Source organism: Hyalangium sp., assembly GCF_045802625.1.
Lineage (GTDB): Bacteria > Myxococcota > Myxococcia > Myxococcales > Myxococcaceae > Hyalangium.
In genome coordinates this window covers 42,345-58,233 of the sequence record NZ_JBJMQP010000039.1, presented here as the reverse complement: position 1 = coordinate 58,233, position 15,889 = coordinate 42,345, and the positions used below count along the sequence as shown (strand labels likewise).

At 69.8% G+C, this 15,889-nt stretch carries 12 protein-coding genes; 5 read left to right on the top strand and 7 right to left on the bottom strand.

The window, feature by feature from the left end; genetic code table 11:
* Positions 1-8 precede the first annotated feature (8 nt).
* Positions 9-656, bottom strand: a complete 648-nt coding sequence (locus ACJ8AT_RS06395; RefSeq protein WP_407736721.1) for a hypothetical protein — start codon at positions 654-656, stop codon at positions 9-11.
* Between the two features lie 233 nt (positions 657-889).
* Between ACJ8AT_RS06395 and ACJ8AT_RS06390 the strand changes: the two genes are divergently transcribed.
* A complete protein-coding gene (locus ACJ8AT_RS06390; protein WP_407736720.1) occupies positions 890-1,384 on the top strand; it encodes a peptidylprolyl isomerase in 495 nt (164 codons plus the stop codon).
* 7 nt (positions 1,385-1,391) lie between these two features.
* Here ACJ8AT_RS06390 and ACJ8AT_RS06385 read toward each other — a convergent pair whose 3' ends face one another.
* From ACJ8AT_RS06385 to ACJ8AT_RS06370, 4 genes are all read right to left on the bottom strand, one after another.
* Positions 1,392-2,777: a cytochrome P450 gene (locus tag ACJ8AT_RS06385; protein ID WP_407736719.1), complete on the bottom strand. Its 1,386-nt coding sequence runs from the start codon at positions 2,775-2,777 to the stop codon at positions 1,392-1,394.
* A gap of 126 nt (positions 2,778-2,903) precedes the next feature.
* The gene (locus ACJ8AT_RS06380) at positions 2,904-5,048 is read right to left on the bottom strand and encodes a protein kinase domain-containing protein (RefSeq protein WP_407736718.1); all 2,145 of its coding nucleotides are present in this window, start codon (positions 5,046-5,048) and stop codon (positions 2,904-2,906) included.
* A gap of 181 nt (positions 5,049-5,229) precedes the next feature.
* Positions 5,230-6,213 (bottom strand): hypothetical protein, encoded by a 984-nt coding sequence (locus ACJ8AT_RS06375; protein WP_407736717.1) that lies wholly within the window; start codon positions 6,211-6,213, stop codon positions 5,230-5,232.
* A gap of 100 nt (positions 6,214-6,313) precedes the next feature.
* Positions 6,314-6,754: a hypothetical protein gene (locus ACJ8AT_RS06370; protein ID WP_407736716.1), complete on the bottom strand. Its 441-nt coding sequence runs from the start codon at positions 6,752-6,754 to the stop codon at positions 6,314-6,316.
* Positions 6,755-6,904: 150 nt separating this feature from the next.
* Here ACJ8AT_RS06370 and ACJ8AT_RS06365 point away from each other — a divergent pair, with 150 nt between their 5' ends.
* Together ACJ8AT_RS06365 and ACJ8AT_RS06360 are read left to right on the top strand one after the other, a co-directional pair.
* Positions 6,905-7,207 carry a DUF1330 domain-containing protein gene (locus ACJ8AT_RS06365; RefSeq protein ID WP_407736715.1) on the top strand — a complete coding sequence of 101 codons (303 nt, stop codon included), beginning with the start codon at positions 6,905-6,907 and terminating at the stop codon, positions 7,205-7,207.
* Positions 7,208-7,285: 78 nt separating this feature from the next.
* Positions 7,286-7,969, top strand: coding sequence for a hypothetical protein (locus ACJ8AT_RS06360; RefSeq protein ID WP_407736714.1), 684 nt, complete (start codon positions 7,286-7,288; stop codon positions 7,967-7,969).
* A 3-nt stretch (positions 7,970-7,972) separates the two neighbouring features.
* Here ACJ8AT_RS06360 and ACJ8AT_RS06355 read toward each other — a convergent pair whose 3' ends face one another.
* Entirely contained in the window at positions 7,973-8,899 is a 927-nt protein-coding gene (locus ACJ8AT_RS06355; RefSeq protein ID WP_407736713.1) for a flagellar motor protein MotB, read from the bottom strand.
* An 87-nt stretch (positions 8,900-8,986) separates the two neighbouring features.
* Positions 8,987-10,609, bottom strand: a complete 1,623-nt coding sequence (locus ACJ8AT_RS06350; RefSeq protein WP_407736712.1) for an ABC-F family ATP-binding cassette domain-containing protein — start codon at positions 10,607-10,609, stop codon at positions 8,987-8,989.
* Positions 10,610-10,795: 186 nt separating this feature from the next.
* On the opposite strand from ACJ8AT_RS06350, the gene ACJ8AT_RS06345 reads away from it, so the two are divergent.
* Both ACJ8AT_RS06345 and ACJ8AT_RS06340 read left to right on the top strand, forming a co-directional pair.
* Positions 10,796-13,249, top strand: coding sequence for an ABC transporter permease (locus ACJ8AT_RS06345; RefSeq protein ID WP_407736711.1), 2,454 nt, complete (start codon positions 10,796-10,798; stop codon positions 13,247-13,249).
* Positions 13,250-13,363: 114 nt separating this feature from the next.
* Positions 13,364-15,817, top strand: a complete 2,454-nt coding sequence (locus ACJ8AT_RS06340) for an ABC transporter permease (RefSeq protein ID WP_407736710.1) — start codon at positions 13,364-13,366, stop codon at positions 15,815-15,817.
* Positions 15,818-15,889 lie beyond the last annotated feature (72 nt).

Below are 15,889 nucleotides of genomic sequence, written 5' to 3'. Positions count from 1 at the left end.
GGCTGAAGCTAGCGGCCCAGGGCCCGATAGAGCCTCGTCTCCGCCCACGTGGGAGTGTCCGTGGGTCTCCGTGCCCACCAGTTCAGCGCGATGGTGCGCCGCTGCCGGGAGCGGCCAGGGAGCTTGCGATCAGGGATCTGGTTGTTCGCGTCCAGCACTCCGTGGGTGAAGGTCCCCTCGAAGACGACGAAGCGGTTGGGCCGAGGGGCCACCAGCGTCAGATCATCCAGCTTGTTCGGCGCCATCGAGGGGTTGGCCGGATCCGGGAGCTGCTGGGTGATGGCCAGCGCTCCGCCGCGCACGCGGTTCAGGAAGAGCACGGAGGACAGCCGCGGATGCACCAGCTTGCCGGTGCGCAGGGCGAGCTTCTCGTCCCGGTCCTGGTGGAAGTCCACCCGCACGTCCGTGGTGTACATGCGGCTCAGCCACCACTCGACGCCCGCGATGCGCAGGTGCTTCACCACGCGCGGCCGGAGCGTGAGGATGGCCTCCTCCACCACGTTGGTGGGCTCGCTGAAGTCGTACCAGAAGGTCGTCTGGTAGGTGGTGCGCAGGCGCTCGGTGCCCAGCGCCCCAATGCGCCTCTGCAGACGGCGGAAGAGGGGCTCTGGCAGCGCGCCATCCGTGAGCTCGAGGGATTGGACGAAGGGTTCCACATGCCACCTCCATTCAGGCCTCGATCGAGGCTGGAGCCGAGCCGTCAGCCGCTTGACGGCTCCCACGCGGCCGCTGCGACACAGGGGCTCAGGCGCGATATACCCTGCCTCGGCCGCTCTCCGAGCAGGAGAGCGGATTCCACTCCGGGTCCCTCATCCATGCACCGGTGTGGCCTCGCTCGCAATCTTCCCGAAGAAGTCTCACTCGAAGCCCGAACCAGAGGAGCAGCCTCATGAAAGTCGCCAAGGATCGAATCATCGCGTTGGAGTACCGGCTGCACCTGGGAGATGGACAGGTCATCGACCAGAGCGAGCCCGGCTCCCCGCTCTCCTATATGCACGGGCGTGGGCAGATCGTCCCCGGCCTGGAGGGCGCCCTGGAGGGCATGGGCGTTGGCGACGCCAAGAAGGTCGTGGTGGCTCCCGCCCAGGGTTACGGCGAGCACGATTCCCGAGGGCTCCAGGAGGTGCCGCGCACCATGTTCCCGGCCAACGCCGAGCTGACGCCGGGCATGCGGCTGGCCGCGCAGACTGACGGGGGCGAGGTCATCCCCATTGGCATCCACGAGGTGAAGGGCGACACGGTGGTCGTCGACCTGAACCACCCGCTGGCGGGCAAGACGCTGCACTTCGACGTCACCGTGCGTGACATCCGCGACGCCACCGCCGAGGAGATCACCCACGGCCATGCCCACGGGCCCGACGGCCACGGCCACGATCACGACTGACGCGCGATCATCCCCGCGGCGATAGGCGTACCCACACCCCGTTCCGGGCGCGCAGCGTGGTGGTGAAGTTCACCTGGGCCGTGCGCCCCGGAATGGCCTCCACGCGGAAGCGCTGCGCGATGCGGGCGAGCAGGAACTGCCCCTCCATCAGCGCGAACTCCTTGCCGATGCACTGCCGCTGGCCCGCGCCGAACGGCAGCCACGCCTGCTTGGGACGCCTGGCCGAGCGCTCAGGCGTGAAGCGATCCGGATCGAACTGCTCGGGCGACTCCCAGATATCCGGGTGGCGGTGGATGAGGTGCGAGAGGACTCCCACGAGCGTCCCCGCGGGGATCCGGTAGCCGTCGATCTCATCGTCCTCGAGCGGCGTCCGGGGCAGCCAGTACGCGGGCGAGTACAGCCGCATCGACTCCTGCAACACGTTGCGCGTATAGGTGAGCCGCCGCGCGTCCTCGAAGCCCGGCGTGCGCGTGCCGAGCACGGTGTCCACCTCGCTTTGGAGCCGCTGGGCGATCTCCGGCTGCTGCGTCAGCACATGGAGCGCCCACGCCATGGCCACCGAGGTGGTCTCGAACCCCGCGACGAAGAGCGCCACCGCCTCGTCCCGGAGCTGGCCGGGCGTCATGTGCTCGCCCGTCTCGGAATCACTCGCCTGCAGGAGCAGGGACAGCAGCGTGTCTCCCAACGCGGGATCCTGCTCTCCCCGATCGAGCATCCGGAAGATGATCGAGTCGATCGTCTGCACGGCCATCCGGTAGCGCGCGGTCCCGGGGATCGGCGTCCACGAGGGCAGGAACCGGGCCAGCATTCCCCTCAGCATGAAGTCGATGATGTAGGCCATGGCCTCGGAGGCCTGCTCGGCTTCGGCTCGCGTCAGCCCACCGCCGAACATCGTGTGGACGAGCACGTGCATCGTCAGGTGGGTGAAGGCCCGCGCTGCGTTGAAGGGCTCTCCCGTTCGAGCGGAGGGCTCCCATTGCTCCGTCAGGCCCTCGTCAATGCTCTCCATCAGCCTCCCGGCCAGCGCGGCGATCCGCTGGTGATGGAAGGCCGGCTGGAGCATCCGCCGCTGGCGCAGCCAGGACGCGCCATCATTGACGGGCAGCCCGTTGCCCATGAGCGTCCGGACCGAGTCCCAGAAAGGGCCGCCCTTGGTGTAGTTGGCCCCGTGGTCCACCAGCACGTGCTGGGCATGCCGTGGGTGGCACAGGGCGATGGCCTCGTTCAGCCCCAAGCCCAGCCGGAAGATCTCTCCGTGCTGGCGCCGGGCCGCCTCCAGGAACCGGAATCGCTGGCTCAGCAGGCGAGGGAGGCTCCCCACCAGGGGAAGCCCGGGGACCCGGGGCGGAAGGTGTGTGCGTGGAAGCGTGGACAGCGCCGCGAAGTCGCGCATGGAATGGATTCTCCAGGGGGGGCCAGGTGAAGCGAGGCAGTGTCCTCGTCCAGGTAGCAATGGCCCGCCCCAGACAGAACCCTGGGGGGCATTCCAGCGTGCACCCGAGAACGGTGCCCGTGTGCGCTACGAGCGGCCGGGACGGCGTCGCAGCCCTGGCACGTCCTGGCCCTTGGTGCTGTTGTCCGGTGACGGTGGAGGTTTCGCGCCGCGCTGCTTGAGACTCCAGTAACGCTGCTGAAGCGACAGGTTGAGCGGATCGGCCGTCAGCGCCTTCTCGTACTCCGCCAGCGCCAGATCGATCCGGCTCTGCGTCTCCCAGGCCGCCGCGGTGGTGGAGTGGATCCGCTCGCGGGCCTCCGCGCCCGGGTGGGCCTGCAGGAAGCGAGCGCGCAGGGCTTCGAGCTCGGTGGCCGTCAGCCCGCTGGAGATGCAGCGCGCCACGCCCGAGTAGTTGGCTCGCCAGGCGTCGTGCTCGATGCGCTGGCGCGGGTGGCCGAGCAGATCCGCGGCCTTCTCCACGCGTGAGCGCATCTCGGCCAGATCCCTGGACTGCCGGGCCGACAGCGGCCGGGAGGCGATGTTGTCCAGGGCCGTCATCGCGGCGCGGGCATGCTGCCGCACATCATCGAAGGTGGCGTCCTGCGCCAGCGACAGCAGCACGTACGGATCGCTGTGCATGCGCTGCAGCAGCATGGCCAGCAGGGCCTCCGCCTGCGGATCGTCCACGGCCACCTTGGGCGGCGTGGGAGCCGCGTGCTGTCCCTGCGCCAGCCGGGCCAGGGCGTCGCGCGCTTCATTGGAGAGGTTGACGAACTGGATGGCGAAGCCCGCGCGCATTCCCCACGAGGCGGCCTGGGCGGGAGTGACGTGGCGGACGGCCTCGCCCATGCAGGGCAGGGGCCTGCCGGGCAGCTCCAGGGTGAGCGACACGCGCGAGCGCAGCGGGGGCATGAGCCCCTCGGTGCACAGGAAGGCGCCCGCGCGGCTCAGGTCGGTGCAGCTCAGGCGGACCGGCTCCGTGCCCGGCGCGAGCACCACCCGAGCGGCCACCTCGACGGGCGGAGGAGACGGAGCGCGGCGGGCCGGAGCGGGCGCGGTGGCTGGCATGGCCATCGCCGTGTCCGCGGGCAGCGAGGGAGGCGGGGCGCTGGCGGGCGGAGGCGGCGCGGTGAGGGCCGGAGTCGCCAGCGTGGAGATATCCGTGAGCGCGTGCTCCAGCGCCGAGCGCATCTCGGCCGCGCTTCGGAAGCGATCATCCGGGCGCTTCGCCATGGCGCGCATGACGAGCTCGGACAGGCCAATCGGCACCAGGCGGTTGACCTCGTGGGGTGCCGCCGGCATCTCCTGCAGGTGGGCGTGGAGCAGGCTCCCCAGCCCGCCCTTGCCGAAGGGGGTGCGGCCGGTGAGCAGCTCGTAGGCGATGATCCCCAGCGCGTACAGGTCCGTCCGCCCATCCACGCCCTTGCCGGCCCACTGCTCGGGAGCCATGTACTCGGGAGTGCCGATGATGGTGCCCAGCGAGGTCTGCCCCGGCGCGTGCCCGTCGAGCAGCTTGGCGATACCGAAGTCCAGCACCTTGACGAAGTGGGGGGTGCGGTCGTGCCGCACCAGGAAGATGTTCTCCGGCTTCAAGTCCCGGTGGACCACGCCGTTGATGTGAGCGGCCTGCAGCGCGTCACACACCTGGGTGAGGATCGGCACGATCACCGAGGGCTGCTGCGGGCTCCCGGTCATGGCGGACAGCGGGCTGCCCTCCAGGTACTCCATGACCAGGTAGTGCCGCCGCGGGGGCAGCACGTTCATGTCGAAGATGTTGATGATGTTCTCGTGGCCGATCAGGTTGACGGAGCGGGCTTCGGCCAGGAAGCGCTGGACCAGGGCCTCGTTGGAGGCGAAGTGCTCGTGAAGGAACTTCACGGCGACCTTGCTGCCAATGAGGGTGTGCTCGCCCAGGTAGACGGTGCCCATGCCGCCACCGCCGAGCTTGCGCACCAGGCGGAAGCTGCCCACCACCATGCCGATCAGCGGATCCTTGAGCTCGGCGGGCGCGGCGGCCTTGGCGGCGGCCGCGGCGGCGACCAGGGCCTCGGGCGAAGTCTCCGGAGGCGCCCACCACTTCTGTCCGCCCTTCGGATCCGGACGCAGGTTGGTGGGGGACAGCTCACCCGGCGGGTGGGGCTCGGGGCTCCCCACGGGCGAGGTCGGCTCCGGCCGCTCAGGGGGCTCCGGAGACTGCTGCTCAGGGCTGTTGGCTTTGTCCTGAGGCATAGAGAGGGACTGGCAGGGTAGGCCATCTGTCGGTGCAAGGCCCGTGCACCTTCCGTGGCCACATGACCACACTGCACCGATGGTCGGATTCTTATCGTGTTGCGGGCAAAGGTGAAGCGCGGCTCAAGTATTTCGCGTAGGCGGAATGTCTCAAGTGAAACGAGCCGAGACCGCCCCGGGCTCAGCTCCGCAGCTTTGCCCTTTTGGGCAGGCGGCGGAGCAGGTTGAGCAGTCGAAGCGTGGAATGCATGTTTCCCTGGATCTCCCAGGGATCGATCCGATCTCCTCCATTGGTGAATTGAGGCGAGAGCACGAAGACGCGGACCTTGGCCCCTCCCACGAGCCCGTGGAAGCGCGAGTCCCTCAGCAGTCCGTGGCTGACGCGGAGCTGGGACGAGGGCTGGAAGAAGTCCAGATCCAGTGAGACCCAGTCCGCTTCGGTGGCGCCGGGCTGCTCGAGGACCTGTCGCCAGTGGAGCTGGCCGGGATCCAGGAAGCCGGGCACGAGCACGGACACTCCCACGTCCCGTCCGCTCATGCGCGTGGAGCGCTGGGCCGCGCCGGTGGTGAAGAAGACGTCCTGCTCTCGGAGCACGCAGGCCGCGTCACCTGGGCGCTTGAGGCCCTCGAGGAGCTTCCACCAGGTGGCGGCCTGCTGAGGCCGGCGAGCCTCCAGGTAGCTGTCCTTGCACCAGTCCGAGTGCCGGTCCGCATGGAAGAGGGCGCGGGGCAGCTCGCCCGTCGTCCAGTAGTGGTAGAGCGCCACATCGAGCATGTGGTGGTCGCGCAGGACGTAGTCGGTGAGGCCCGAGCCGTCGCGCAGCACCAGGACGATGCCTCGCAGCGCCGCGTCGAGCTCCTTCATCGTGAGCGTGTCGCTCCAGGCGCGCTCCTCGAAGGTGTGCTGTTGCCCCGCGTAGGGCTTCTCGCCGGCCTGGCCGACGACGTCCTCGGGGCCGGACCAGCGATGGACCTGCCGCTCGAAGCGCTCGGCCTCGCCGTCCTCGAGTACCTGCCGAGCCACCTCCCGGATGTCGCTCTGGGTGCCGGTGCCGGGGATGCTGGGAACGAACCGCTCCGCCTGGGCCGAGCCCGCCACCGCGCGGAGCTGGAACGCATAGGCGTCGTCGGTGGGTCGCTTCCAGTCGGAGTACCGGATGAGCACGTGCGAGTCTCTCGAGGAGCCTGCCCGGTTGCTCCTGGGGCTCGGCGGCATGGAATCTAACGAACAGGCTGGGGGGCCCGAAAATGCCACTTTCGGGGGGCTACTTGCCCTTGGTCAGCTCGGTGGCGAGGAACATCCCTGCCTCGGCCAGCCCGGCGGCGATCATCTTCCGGCCCTGCTCGGACTCCATGACACGCCGGGCGGCCTCTCCGGCCGTGCCGATCTCCAGGTCCAACATCATCATGAAGGCGCTCCAGGCGGGGTTGGTCTCCACCGCTCGGCCGTAGCGCAGGGGCCGATCCTCGAGCGTGTTGAAGACCTTCTCCAGCAGGCGCTCCTCATCCAGCCGCTTCACGCGGCCCTTCATCGCCTCCCAGGTGGCGGCCAGCAGGTCCTCCCAGAGCTGGCCGGCCAGGGCGCGGCTCAGGCGTTGCGAGGCCTCCTCTTCGTCGATGTTGTGGGCCTTCGCATAGGTGGGCACGAGCCGATTCACCACCACGGGGCGGGTGGCGAGGTGTCCCAGCCGGGGCGGGTATCTCACGAGCGTGTCTCCTCCACGGCCCACTGTAGGCGCTGCGGGCCGTTCACGATGCGGCGGGTAGGACAGCACCGTGCTTTTTTCGATGTGAACCAATGTAGGCTGGTTCAGCCGTGGGCTCGGAGCCGAGCCCCGTCCTGACGAGAGGAAGCCATGCCCGCCTACGTGGTGGTCGAAGTGGAAGTGCACGATGCGCAGACCTACGAGCGATACAAGAAGCTCGCGCCGCCGGCGATCGCGGCCTACGGGGGCCGCTATCTGGTGCGAGGGGGCGCCACCGAGGTGCTCGAGGGTTCGTGGAAACCGCCCCGGTTCGTGGTCCTGGAGTTCCCCACGGCCGAGCGGGCGCGGGCGTGGTGGAGCTCTCCCGAGTACGCGGAGGCCAAGGCGCTGCGCCAGTCCTGCGCGCACACGCAGATGCTGCTCGTGGAGGGGCTCTCGGCCCCGGTTGGCTGAGGGCCGCGGCGCTCCCGGAAATGTCAGACCCGCTCGGTAGTCTCTCTTCATTCCCGCAACGGCAAGGAAGGGTCGACCATGGCTGACATCCGTGAGAATCCGAGCGTCTCGGTCAACAAGCTGGGCCAGTACCTCACCGCGACGCCCGCGCTGCGCAAGCGCATCATCCACGCGCAGAAGAACCCGGTGGATCCTCAGTACCTGCGCTACCCCGAGGCCGCGCAGGCCATCGCCGAGTTCCTCTGCGGCGGCCGGGACGAGGTGATCCTGCGCTACCACCAGCGCCGGATGCTCAACGCCACGCCCGAGTCGGACTTCGACGCGCACCGGCTGGCGCTGTGCGCCGAGGCGCTCCAGGCATTCCTCCAGTCGTCCAACGAGCTGGCGCTGACGAACGCGGTGGCGAGCCCCGCGGGCGCGGAGCTGCCGCCCATGGAGCTGGCCGGCGTCACCATCAACGTGCGGCCGGAGCTCATTCTGCGCAGCGTGGATCGGCATGGGCAGATGCACTCGGGCCTGCTGAAGCTGTACTTCTCCAAGCACACGCCGCTCAACGAGCAGTCCGGGCAGTACATCGCCACGGTGCTGCACATGTACGCGGAGCAGCACCTGCTGCAGAAGGGGCCGGTGGATCACCGGCTGGTGCGGGTGTTCGACGTGTTCGCGGGCAAGGTGTACGTGGCGCCCAAGGCCCAGCAGCGCCGGCTGGGCAACTTGCAGGTGGCGTGCGCGGAGATCGCCGCGTGCTGGAGCGTGAACTGACGCTCAGTCGATCTTGGCGGAGGAGATGGAGGCGCCGGCGATGACGCGGAAGGCCGGTGTGTCCATGGCGGTGCCGATTCCCGGCCCGCCCAGCACCCAGAGATCCAGCCAGGGCTTGGCGTGACGGCGGATGGCCAGCAGCGCTTCGACGCTCGTCCGTCCGCCCTGCTGCGGCAGGCCCACGAGCACGCTCAGCTCGCCGCGCGTCTTCTTGCCGCCCACCCCCGTCACCGTGGCCGCCAGCCGCAGCTCGTTGCCGACCACGTCCTGGGGCCGGCCGGTGAAGGAGCTGAGGTCCAGCTTCTTGCGCAGTAAGTAGCCTGCCTCGGCGCCCACCTGGAACCACTCCGTCCGGGTGCCCACCTGGAGCCGGGGAAAGAGGTTCAGGTCCTCCTTGGCGAGGGCCTCGGCGGTGCCCACGGGCAGTCCGGCCGTCATGTCCAGCGAGAGGTTCACCGGCATCCCGTTCTTCATGCTCAACAGGCCCGCCCGAGCCCCCACCCAGGGCATGTCCAGCCCGCCGCTGGTGGGCGGCAGCATGTCCATCCGGCGCGTGCCGGACTGGCCCAGGATGAAGGGCAGCTGCGCACCCACCTGCAGCCAGGACAGCGCGCCGTAGGCCGCGGTGAGGTGGGCGGTGAACTTGCCCTCCACCAGTGCCTGGGCCGTCTGGGGATCCCAGCGGTCATCGAAGGCGAGCGGCTGCTGCTCGTACTGGAACTGGATCGAGGTCCGCAGCACGCCCTGATCGAGCGTGCGGCCCGTGCCGACCACGAGTGAGCCCAGGGCGCCCGGATCGAACTGGAGCCGCTGCAGCTCGAAGGCGGGCAGCCGCGATTGGGCGAGAGCCGAGGTGGCCAGCAGCGACAGGGCGAGGAGAGAGAGGGGCAGGTGGCGGGACATCGTGCTCATCTTTCGGTAGGTCCTCACGGTAAGGCCAGAGGGCTCCTTGGTACACCATGGAAGGAGCCCGTGAGGGGAAAGATGATGCAGAAAAATCCGCCGAGACACCTGGTCTCAGTTGCGCAGGCCGGGGGCCTCGTGGCCCGTGCGCGCCACGTACTCGGTGTAGCCGCCGCCGTACTGGTGGATGCCCTCGGGCGTCAGCTCCAGCACCCGGTTGGAGAGGGCCGCCAGGAAGTGCCGGTCGTGGCTGACGAAGAGCATGGTGCCCTCGTAGTTGGCCAGCGCCGTGATCAGCATCTGCTTGGTGGCCATGTCCAGGTGGTTGGTGGGCTCGTCCAGCACCAGGAAGTTGGGCGGATCGTAGAGCATCTGCGCCAGCACCAGCCGCGCCTTCTCGCCGCCGGAGAGCACCCGGCACTTCTTCTCCACCTCGTCCCCCGAGAAGCCGAAGCACCCGGCCAGCGCCCGGAGCGAGCCCTGTGAGGCGCGCGGGAAGCGCTCGATGAGGGACTCGAACACCGTCAGCTCCGGCTTGAGCACCTCCATGGCGTGCTGGGCGAAGTAGCCCATCTTCACGCTGGAGCCCACCGTCACCGCCCCGTCATCCGGTTGGGACTCGCCGGACACGAGCTTGAGCAGCGTGGACTTGCCCGCGCCGTTGACGCCCATGACACACCAGCGCTCGCCGCGGCGCACCAGGAAGTCCAGCCCGTCGTAGATGCGGCGCTTGCCGTAGCCCTTCACCACGCTCTCCAGCTTGGCCACGTCGTCGCCCGAGCGCGGCGGGGGCTGGAACTCGAACAGCAGCGTCTGGCGGCGCTTGGGCGGCTCCACCTTTTCGATCTTCTCCAGCTTCTTCACCCGGCTCTGCACCTGGGCCGCGTGCGAGGCCCGGGCCTTGAAGCGCTCGATGAACTTCAGCTCCTTGGCGAGCATGGCCTGCTGGCGCTCGAACTGCGCCTGCTGCTGGCGCTCGTTCTGGGCGCGCTGCTTCTCGTAGAAGTCGTAGTTGCCCGAGTACGTCGTCAGCGAGCCGCCGTCGATCTCGATGATCTTCGTGACGATGCGGTTCATGAACTCGCGATCGTGGCTGGTCATCAGCAGGGCGCCCTCGTAGCCCTTGAGGAAGTTCTCCAGCCAGATGAGCGACTCGAGATCCAAGTGGTTGCTGGGCTCGTCCAGGAGCATCGCGTCCGGGCGCATCAGCAGGATGCGAGCCAGCGCCACGCGCATCTTCCACCCGCCGCTCAGCGCGCCCACGTCCCCGTCCATCATCTCCTGGCCGAAGCCCAGGCCCGCGAGGATCTCCCGCGCCCGGCCCTCCAGCGCGTAGCCGCCCAGCTCCTCGTAGCGGCCCTGCACCACGCCGAAGCGCTCGATGAGCTTGTCCATCTCGTCCAGGCGCTCGGGGTCGGCCATGGCGGCCTCCAGCTGCTTGAGCTCGGCGGCCACCTCGGACACCGGGCCGGCGCCGTCCATCGTCGCGGCCACGGCGCTCATGCCGGACATCTCGCCCACGTCCTGGTCGAAGTAGCCGATGGTGACGCCCCGGTCGACGGAGACCTGGCCTTCGTCGGGCAGCTCTCGCTGCATGATCATGCGGAAGAGGGTGGTCTTCCCCGCGCCGTTGGGGCCAACCAGGCCAATCTTCTCGCCCCGGTTGAGCTGGGCGGAGGCTTCCACGAAGAGGATTTGCTGGCCGTGCTGCTTGCCGATGTTGTCGAGCCGGATCATGAGATGTTCGAAGGAGTGAGGGGCGGCCTACCTAGCACAGACCCGAGCCTGTGAAGGGGATGCCTTGCAACGCTCGGCGCCGCCGCAGGCTTCCCCCAGCCGCCAGGCAGCCCTCCGCCCCTCACCCCGGGGGCTGCAATTGCTTTCCGACATGGCCGTAGGGATGCTTACCGGACAGGGGAGCTCATGGCCGCACTGCTGGAAGACATCCGTTTCGCCGCTCGAATCCTCCGCAAGAACCCAGGCTTCACCGTGGTGGCCATCCTCACGCTGGCGCTGGCCATCGGCGCGAACACGGCCATCTTCAGCGTGGTGAACGGGGTGCTGCTGCGCCCGCTGCCCTTCCCGGAGTCCGAGCGGCTCCTCCAGGTGTTTCGCCGCTCGGCGGAGGGGATCGCCGAGTCGCTCTCCGAACCTCAGTACGTCTTCCTGACGGGTCAGGCCCAGCCCTTCTCCGGGGTGACGGCGTACCCGGTGATGAACAGCGGGTTCAACCTGACGGGGGACGGAGTGCCCGAGCGCATCATGGGCGCGCGGGTGACGCGGTCTTTCTTCGACGTCGTCGGGGTCCGGCCGTCGCTCGGCCGAGGGTTCCTGGCGGAGGAGGATGTGGTTGGCGGGGCCCACGTGGCGGTGATCGGGCACGGCCTGTGGCAGCACCGCTTCGGAGGCAGCCCGGACATCGTCGGCCGCTCCGTCACCCTCAACGGTGAGACATTCACCATCGTCGGCGTCGCGCCCGCCGGCTTCGGCTTCCCGGACTCCGCGCAGCTCTGGACGCCGCTGCAGGTGAACACCGCGAGCACCGAGGATGGGCACTACCTCGCGGTGCTGGGCCGGCTGAAGCCGGGCGTGCAGCCGGAGCAGGTGAGCGCGATGCTGGCTGTCCAGAGTGAGCAGCTCCGCGCGAGCCGGGCTGGAGCGCTGGCCGCGGAGCGCAAGCTGGATGCGTCGCCGTTGCAGACCATGAAGGCTCGCGACGTGAAGCCGGCGCTGCTGGTGCTGCTGGGCGCGGTCGTGCTGGTGCTCCTCATCGCCTGCGTGAACCTGGCCAACCTCCAGCTCGCGCGGGCCGCCAACCGGGAGCGGGAGCTGGCCGTGCGCACCGCCCTGGGCGCCAGCCCCCAGCGCATCATGCGCCAGCTGCTCACCGAGAGCGTCCTGCTGTCCACCGCCGGAGGAGTGCTGGGACTGCTGCTGGCGATCTGGTCCATCCCGGCGCTGCTCGCGCTGGCGCCCGAGGGGCTGCCGCTGCCGGAGGGGGTGGGCATCGACGGGGCGGTGCTGGCCTTCACGCTGGGAGTGTCCATGCTCACGGGCCTGCTCTTCGGCCTGCTGCCCGCGCTGCAGGCCTCGCGGCCGAACCTGCAGGGCTCGCTGAAGGTGAGCGCGTCGCGGGCCACGTCCGGTCCCGGCGGCAACCGCACGCGCAAGCTGCTGGTGGTGAGCGAGGTGGCGCTCGCCGTCATCCTCCTCGTCGGCGCGTCGCTGCTGGTGAAGAGCTTCGCGGCCCTGCAGGGCACGGCCCCCGGCATTGACGCGGAGCAGGTGCTGACGATGAAGCTCTCGCTGCCCGAGGGGCGCTACGGCAGCCCGGAGGCGCTGGAGTCCTTCCTCCAGCGCGTGCTGGAGCGGGTGCAGACCGTGCCGGGAGTCCAGGCGGCGGGCTACGCGGGCACGCTCCCCTTCGAGCTGGGCGCCGACATGCAGTTCTCCATCGAGGGCCGCTACCGAGGCCCTGACAGCGAGGAGGGCGTGGGCAGTGCCTACTACCGCCCCGTGACTCCCGGCTACTTCCGGGCGCTGAAGATCGAGCTGGTGCGCGGGCGGCTGCTGAACGACACGGATCGGCGCGGGAGCGCGCCCGTGGTGCTCATCAACGAGGCCACGGCCCGCAAGTACTGGCCGGGACAGGATCCGATCGGGCAGCGCATCACCATCGGTTTCGCGGTGCCGCAGATCGCGGACAAGCAGCCTCGGGAGATCATCGGCGTGGTGCGGGACGTGCACGAGGTGGGCCTGCACGAGGAGGCCCCCGCCATCACCTACCTGCCGCCCGGGCAGATGCCCGAGGGGTTCTCGGCGATGATGGTGCGCCTGCTGCCCCAGAACCTGCTGGTGCGCGCGCCCGGGGACACCGCGCCACTGGCGGCCGCCGTGCAGCGGGAGATCTGGGCGGTGGACTCGTTGCAGCCGGTGACGAACATCGTCCCCATGGCGTCCATCGTCACGCGCTCCATGGGCTCGCAGCGCTTCAACACGCTGCTGCTGGGGCTGATGGCGGCGCTGGCGCTGGTGCTGGCCGCGGTGGGCATCTACGGCGTGCTGTCGTACCTGGTGAACCAGCGCACGCGGGAGCTCGGGGTGCGCCTGGCGCTGGGGGCGACTCGGGGCGAGGTGGTGCGGCTCGTGCTGAGGCAGGGGCTGTCCACCGTGGGCGTGGGCGTGGCGCTGGGGCTGGCCGGGGCCTTCGGGCTCACGCGGCTGCTCGAGCACCTGCTGGTCTACGTGAGCGCGCTGGATCCGGTGGCGTTCATCGCGGCGCCGGTGGTGCTGGTGGGCGTGGCCCTGGTGTCCACGTGGCTGCCAGCGCGCAGGGCCTCGCGCGTGGACCCCATGGTGGCGCTCCGGTACGACTGATCCGTCACGGCGGCGCTCCACTCCCAGTTTGACCTTCCGGCCGGGTGCGTTCGGGCCCCGGCCGTGAGATGGTCTCACTGGATGTTTGCGGGACGGCTCACTGGAAAGGGAGGCATGGTCGAGCTGCGCGACGACCTTCGATTCGCCGCGCGCCTTCTTCGCAAGAGCCCTGGCTTTACCGCGGTGGCCGTCCTCTCGCTGGCGCTGGCCATCGGGGCGAACACGGCCATCTTCAGCGTGGTGAACGGAGTGTTGCTGCGCCCGCTGCCCTTCCTGGAGCCGGATCGCCTCTTCCAGGTGGTGCGCCACGATCCCGGGCGGGACGATGCCCCGCTCTCCGTTCCGCAGTACGCGTTCCTGCTCCGCCAGGAGCAGCCGTTCTCGCGTCTGGCGGCGTGGCCGGTGATCGACAGCGGCTTCAACCTGAGCGGGGAGATTCCTCCCCAGCGCATCCGGGGAGCGCGAGTCACCCCGTCTTTCTTCGAGGTGCTCGGCGTCTCGCCCGTGCTCGGCCGCGGCTTCCGGGCCGGGGACGACGCCGAGGGCGGGCCGCGCGTGGTGGTGGTGGCGCATGAGCTGTGGCAGCGCCGGCTCGGGGGCCGCCCGGACGCCATCGGGGGCACCCTCAACCTGGACGGTGAGGACTTCACCATCATCGGCGTGGCGCCACCCGGCTTCGCGTACCCGCGCTCCGCGCAGGTGTGGCTCCCGCTCCGGCTCGATCCGGCGAGCACGGAGGACACGCACTACCTCATGGTGGTGGGGCGGCTGAAGCCTGAGTCCAGGCCGGAGCAGGCCGCTGCCCAGGTGAAGGCACAGGGCGAGCAACTCGGTGCGAGCCGCCCCGGCGCGGTGCGCCCCGGGGATTGGTTGGATGCCGGCGATCTCCAGTCCGTGAAGGTCCACCAGGTGCGGACACCGCTGCTGGTGCTGCTGGGCGCGGTGGGGCTGGTGCTGCTGGTCGCGTGCGTCAACCTGGCCAGTCTCCAGCTCGCCCGGGGGATGGGCCGGGAACGGGAGCTGTCCGTGCGCATCGCCCTGGGGGCGAACGCGGCTCGGATCTTCCGCCAGTTCCTCACCGAGAGCGTCCTCTTGTCCGTCTCGGGCGGGGCGGTGGGGTTGCTGCTGGCCACCTGGTTCCTGCCCTCGATGCTGGCGCTGGCTCCCGAGGGGCTGCTGGCGCCGGAGGAGGCCGCCATGGGGGGCCGGGTGATCGCCTTCACCCTGGGCATCTCCGTGCTGGCGGGGCTTCTGTTCGGGCTGCTCCCAGCGTGGCAGGCCTCCCGGATGAGTCCGGGCGGCTCGCTCCGGGTGAGCGCCTTGTCAGCCACCTCCAGTCCTCCTCGGGGGCGCACCCAGTGGGTGCTGGTGGTGGGGCAGGTGACGCTCGCCGTCATCCTGCTCATCGGGGCCTCGCTGCTGGCGAAGAGCTTCGTCCTGCTGAGGAGCATCGCCCCAGGCTTTGACTCGCGGGAGGTGTGGACGGCGAAGCTGTCCCTGCCCGAGTCCCGCTACGGCACGCCCGAGGCCCTCGAGTCCTTTGCCCACCGGGTCACGGAGCGGCTGAAGGGACAGCCCTCCATCCAGGCGGCGGGCTTCGCGCTGACACTCCCGCTGGAGTCCGGGCTGCGGCTGGACTTCATCATCCAGGGCCGCCGTGAGGGGGAGGGTGCCCCCGGGAAGATGGCCCGGGCGCACTACCGGCCAGTGACTCACGGCTACTTCGACGCGTTGAAGATCGAGCGGGTCCGTGGACGGCTGTTGGACGATCTCGATCGCAGCGCGAGCGCACCCGTGGCGGTCATCAACGAGGCCGCGGCGCGCCGCTTCTGGCCAGACGGGGAGCCGCTCGGGCAGCACATCACACTGGGGAGTTCGATCCCGCAGATCGTCGATCCGGAGCCGCGGGAGATCATCGGCGTGGTGAGCGATGTCCGCGAGCTGGCGCTGGGAGAGGAGCCGCAGCCCGTGGTCTACATCCCCCTGGGACAGATGCCCGCGCCGCTCCTGGAGCGGTTCGCGAGCATGCTGCCTCAGAGCCTCCTGGTGCGGGCCTCGGGAGACCGTCAGGCGCTCGCGGAGACGTTGCGGCGGGAGATCTGGGCGGTGGATCCGACGCAGCCGGTGACGGACGTCACGAGCATGGAGCAGGTCATCTCCCGCTCGGTGGGGCCGCAGCGCTTCAACACGCTGCTGCTGGGGCTGATGGCGCTGCTGGCGCTGGCGCTGGCCGCGGTGGGCCTCTACGGCGTGCTGTCCTATCGGGTGAACCAGCGGGCTCGGGAGATGGGCGTGCGCCTGGCGCTGGGAGCGCCGCGGAGCGCGGTGGTGTGGCTGGTGCTGCGCCGGGGACTGTCCGCGGTGCTGGTGGGGGTGGCGCTGGGCGTGGCGGCGGCCTTCAAGCTCACGCCCCTGCTGGAGCACGAGCTGTACTCCGTGAGCGCGTGGGATCCGTGGGTGTTCGTCTCGGCCCCGGCGGCGCTGGTCGCGGTGACGCTGGTGTCCACATGGCTGCCGGCGTTTCGGGCCTCGCGGGTGGATCCGATGGTGACGCTGCGCTCCGAGTAGCTCCGGGGGCGCGGGGCGCGCTTCAACGAGGCTGGCGGGCGCCGAGCGGCAGCTCGAGGATGGACGAGCCCC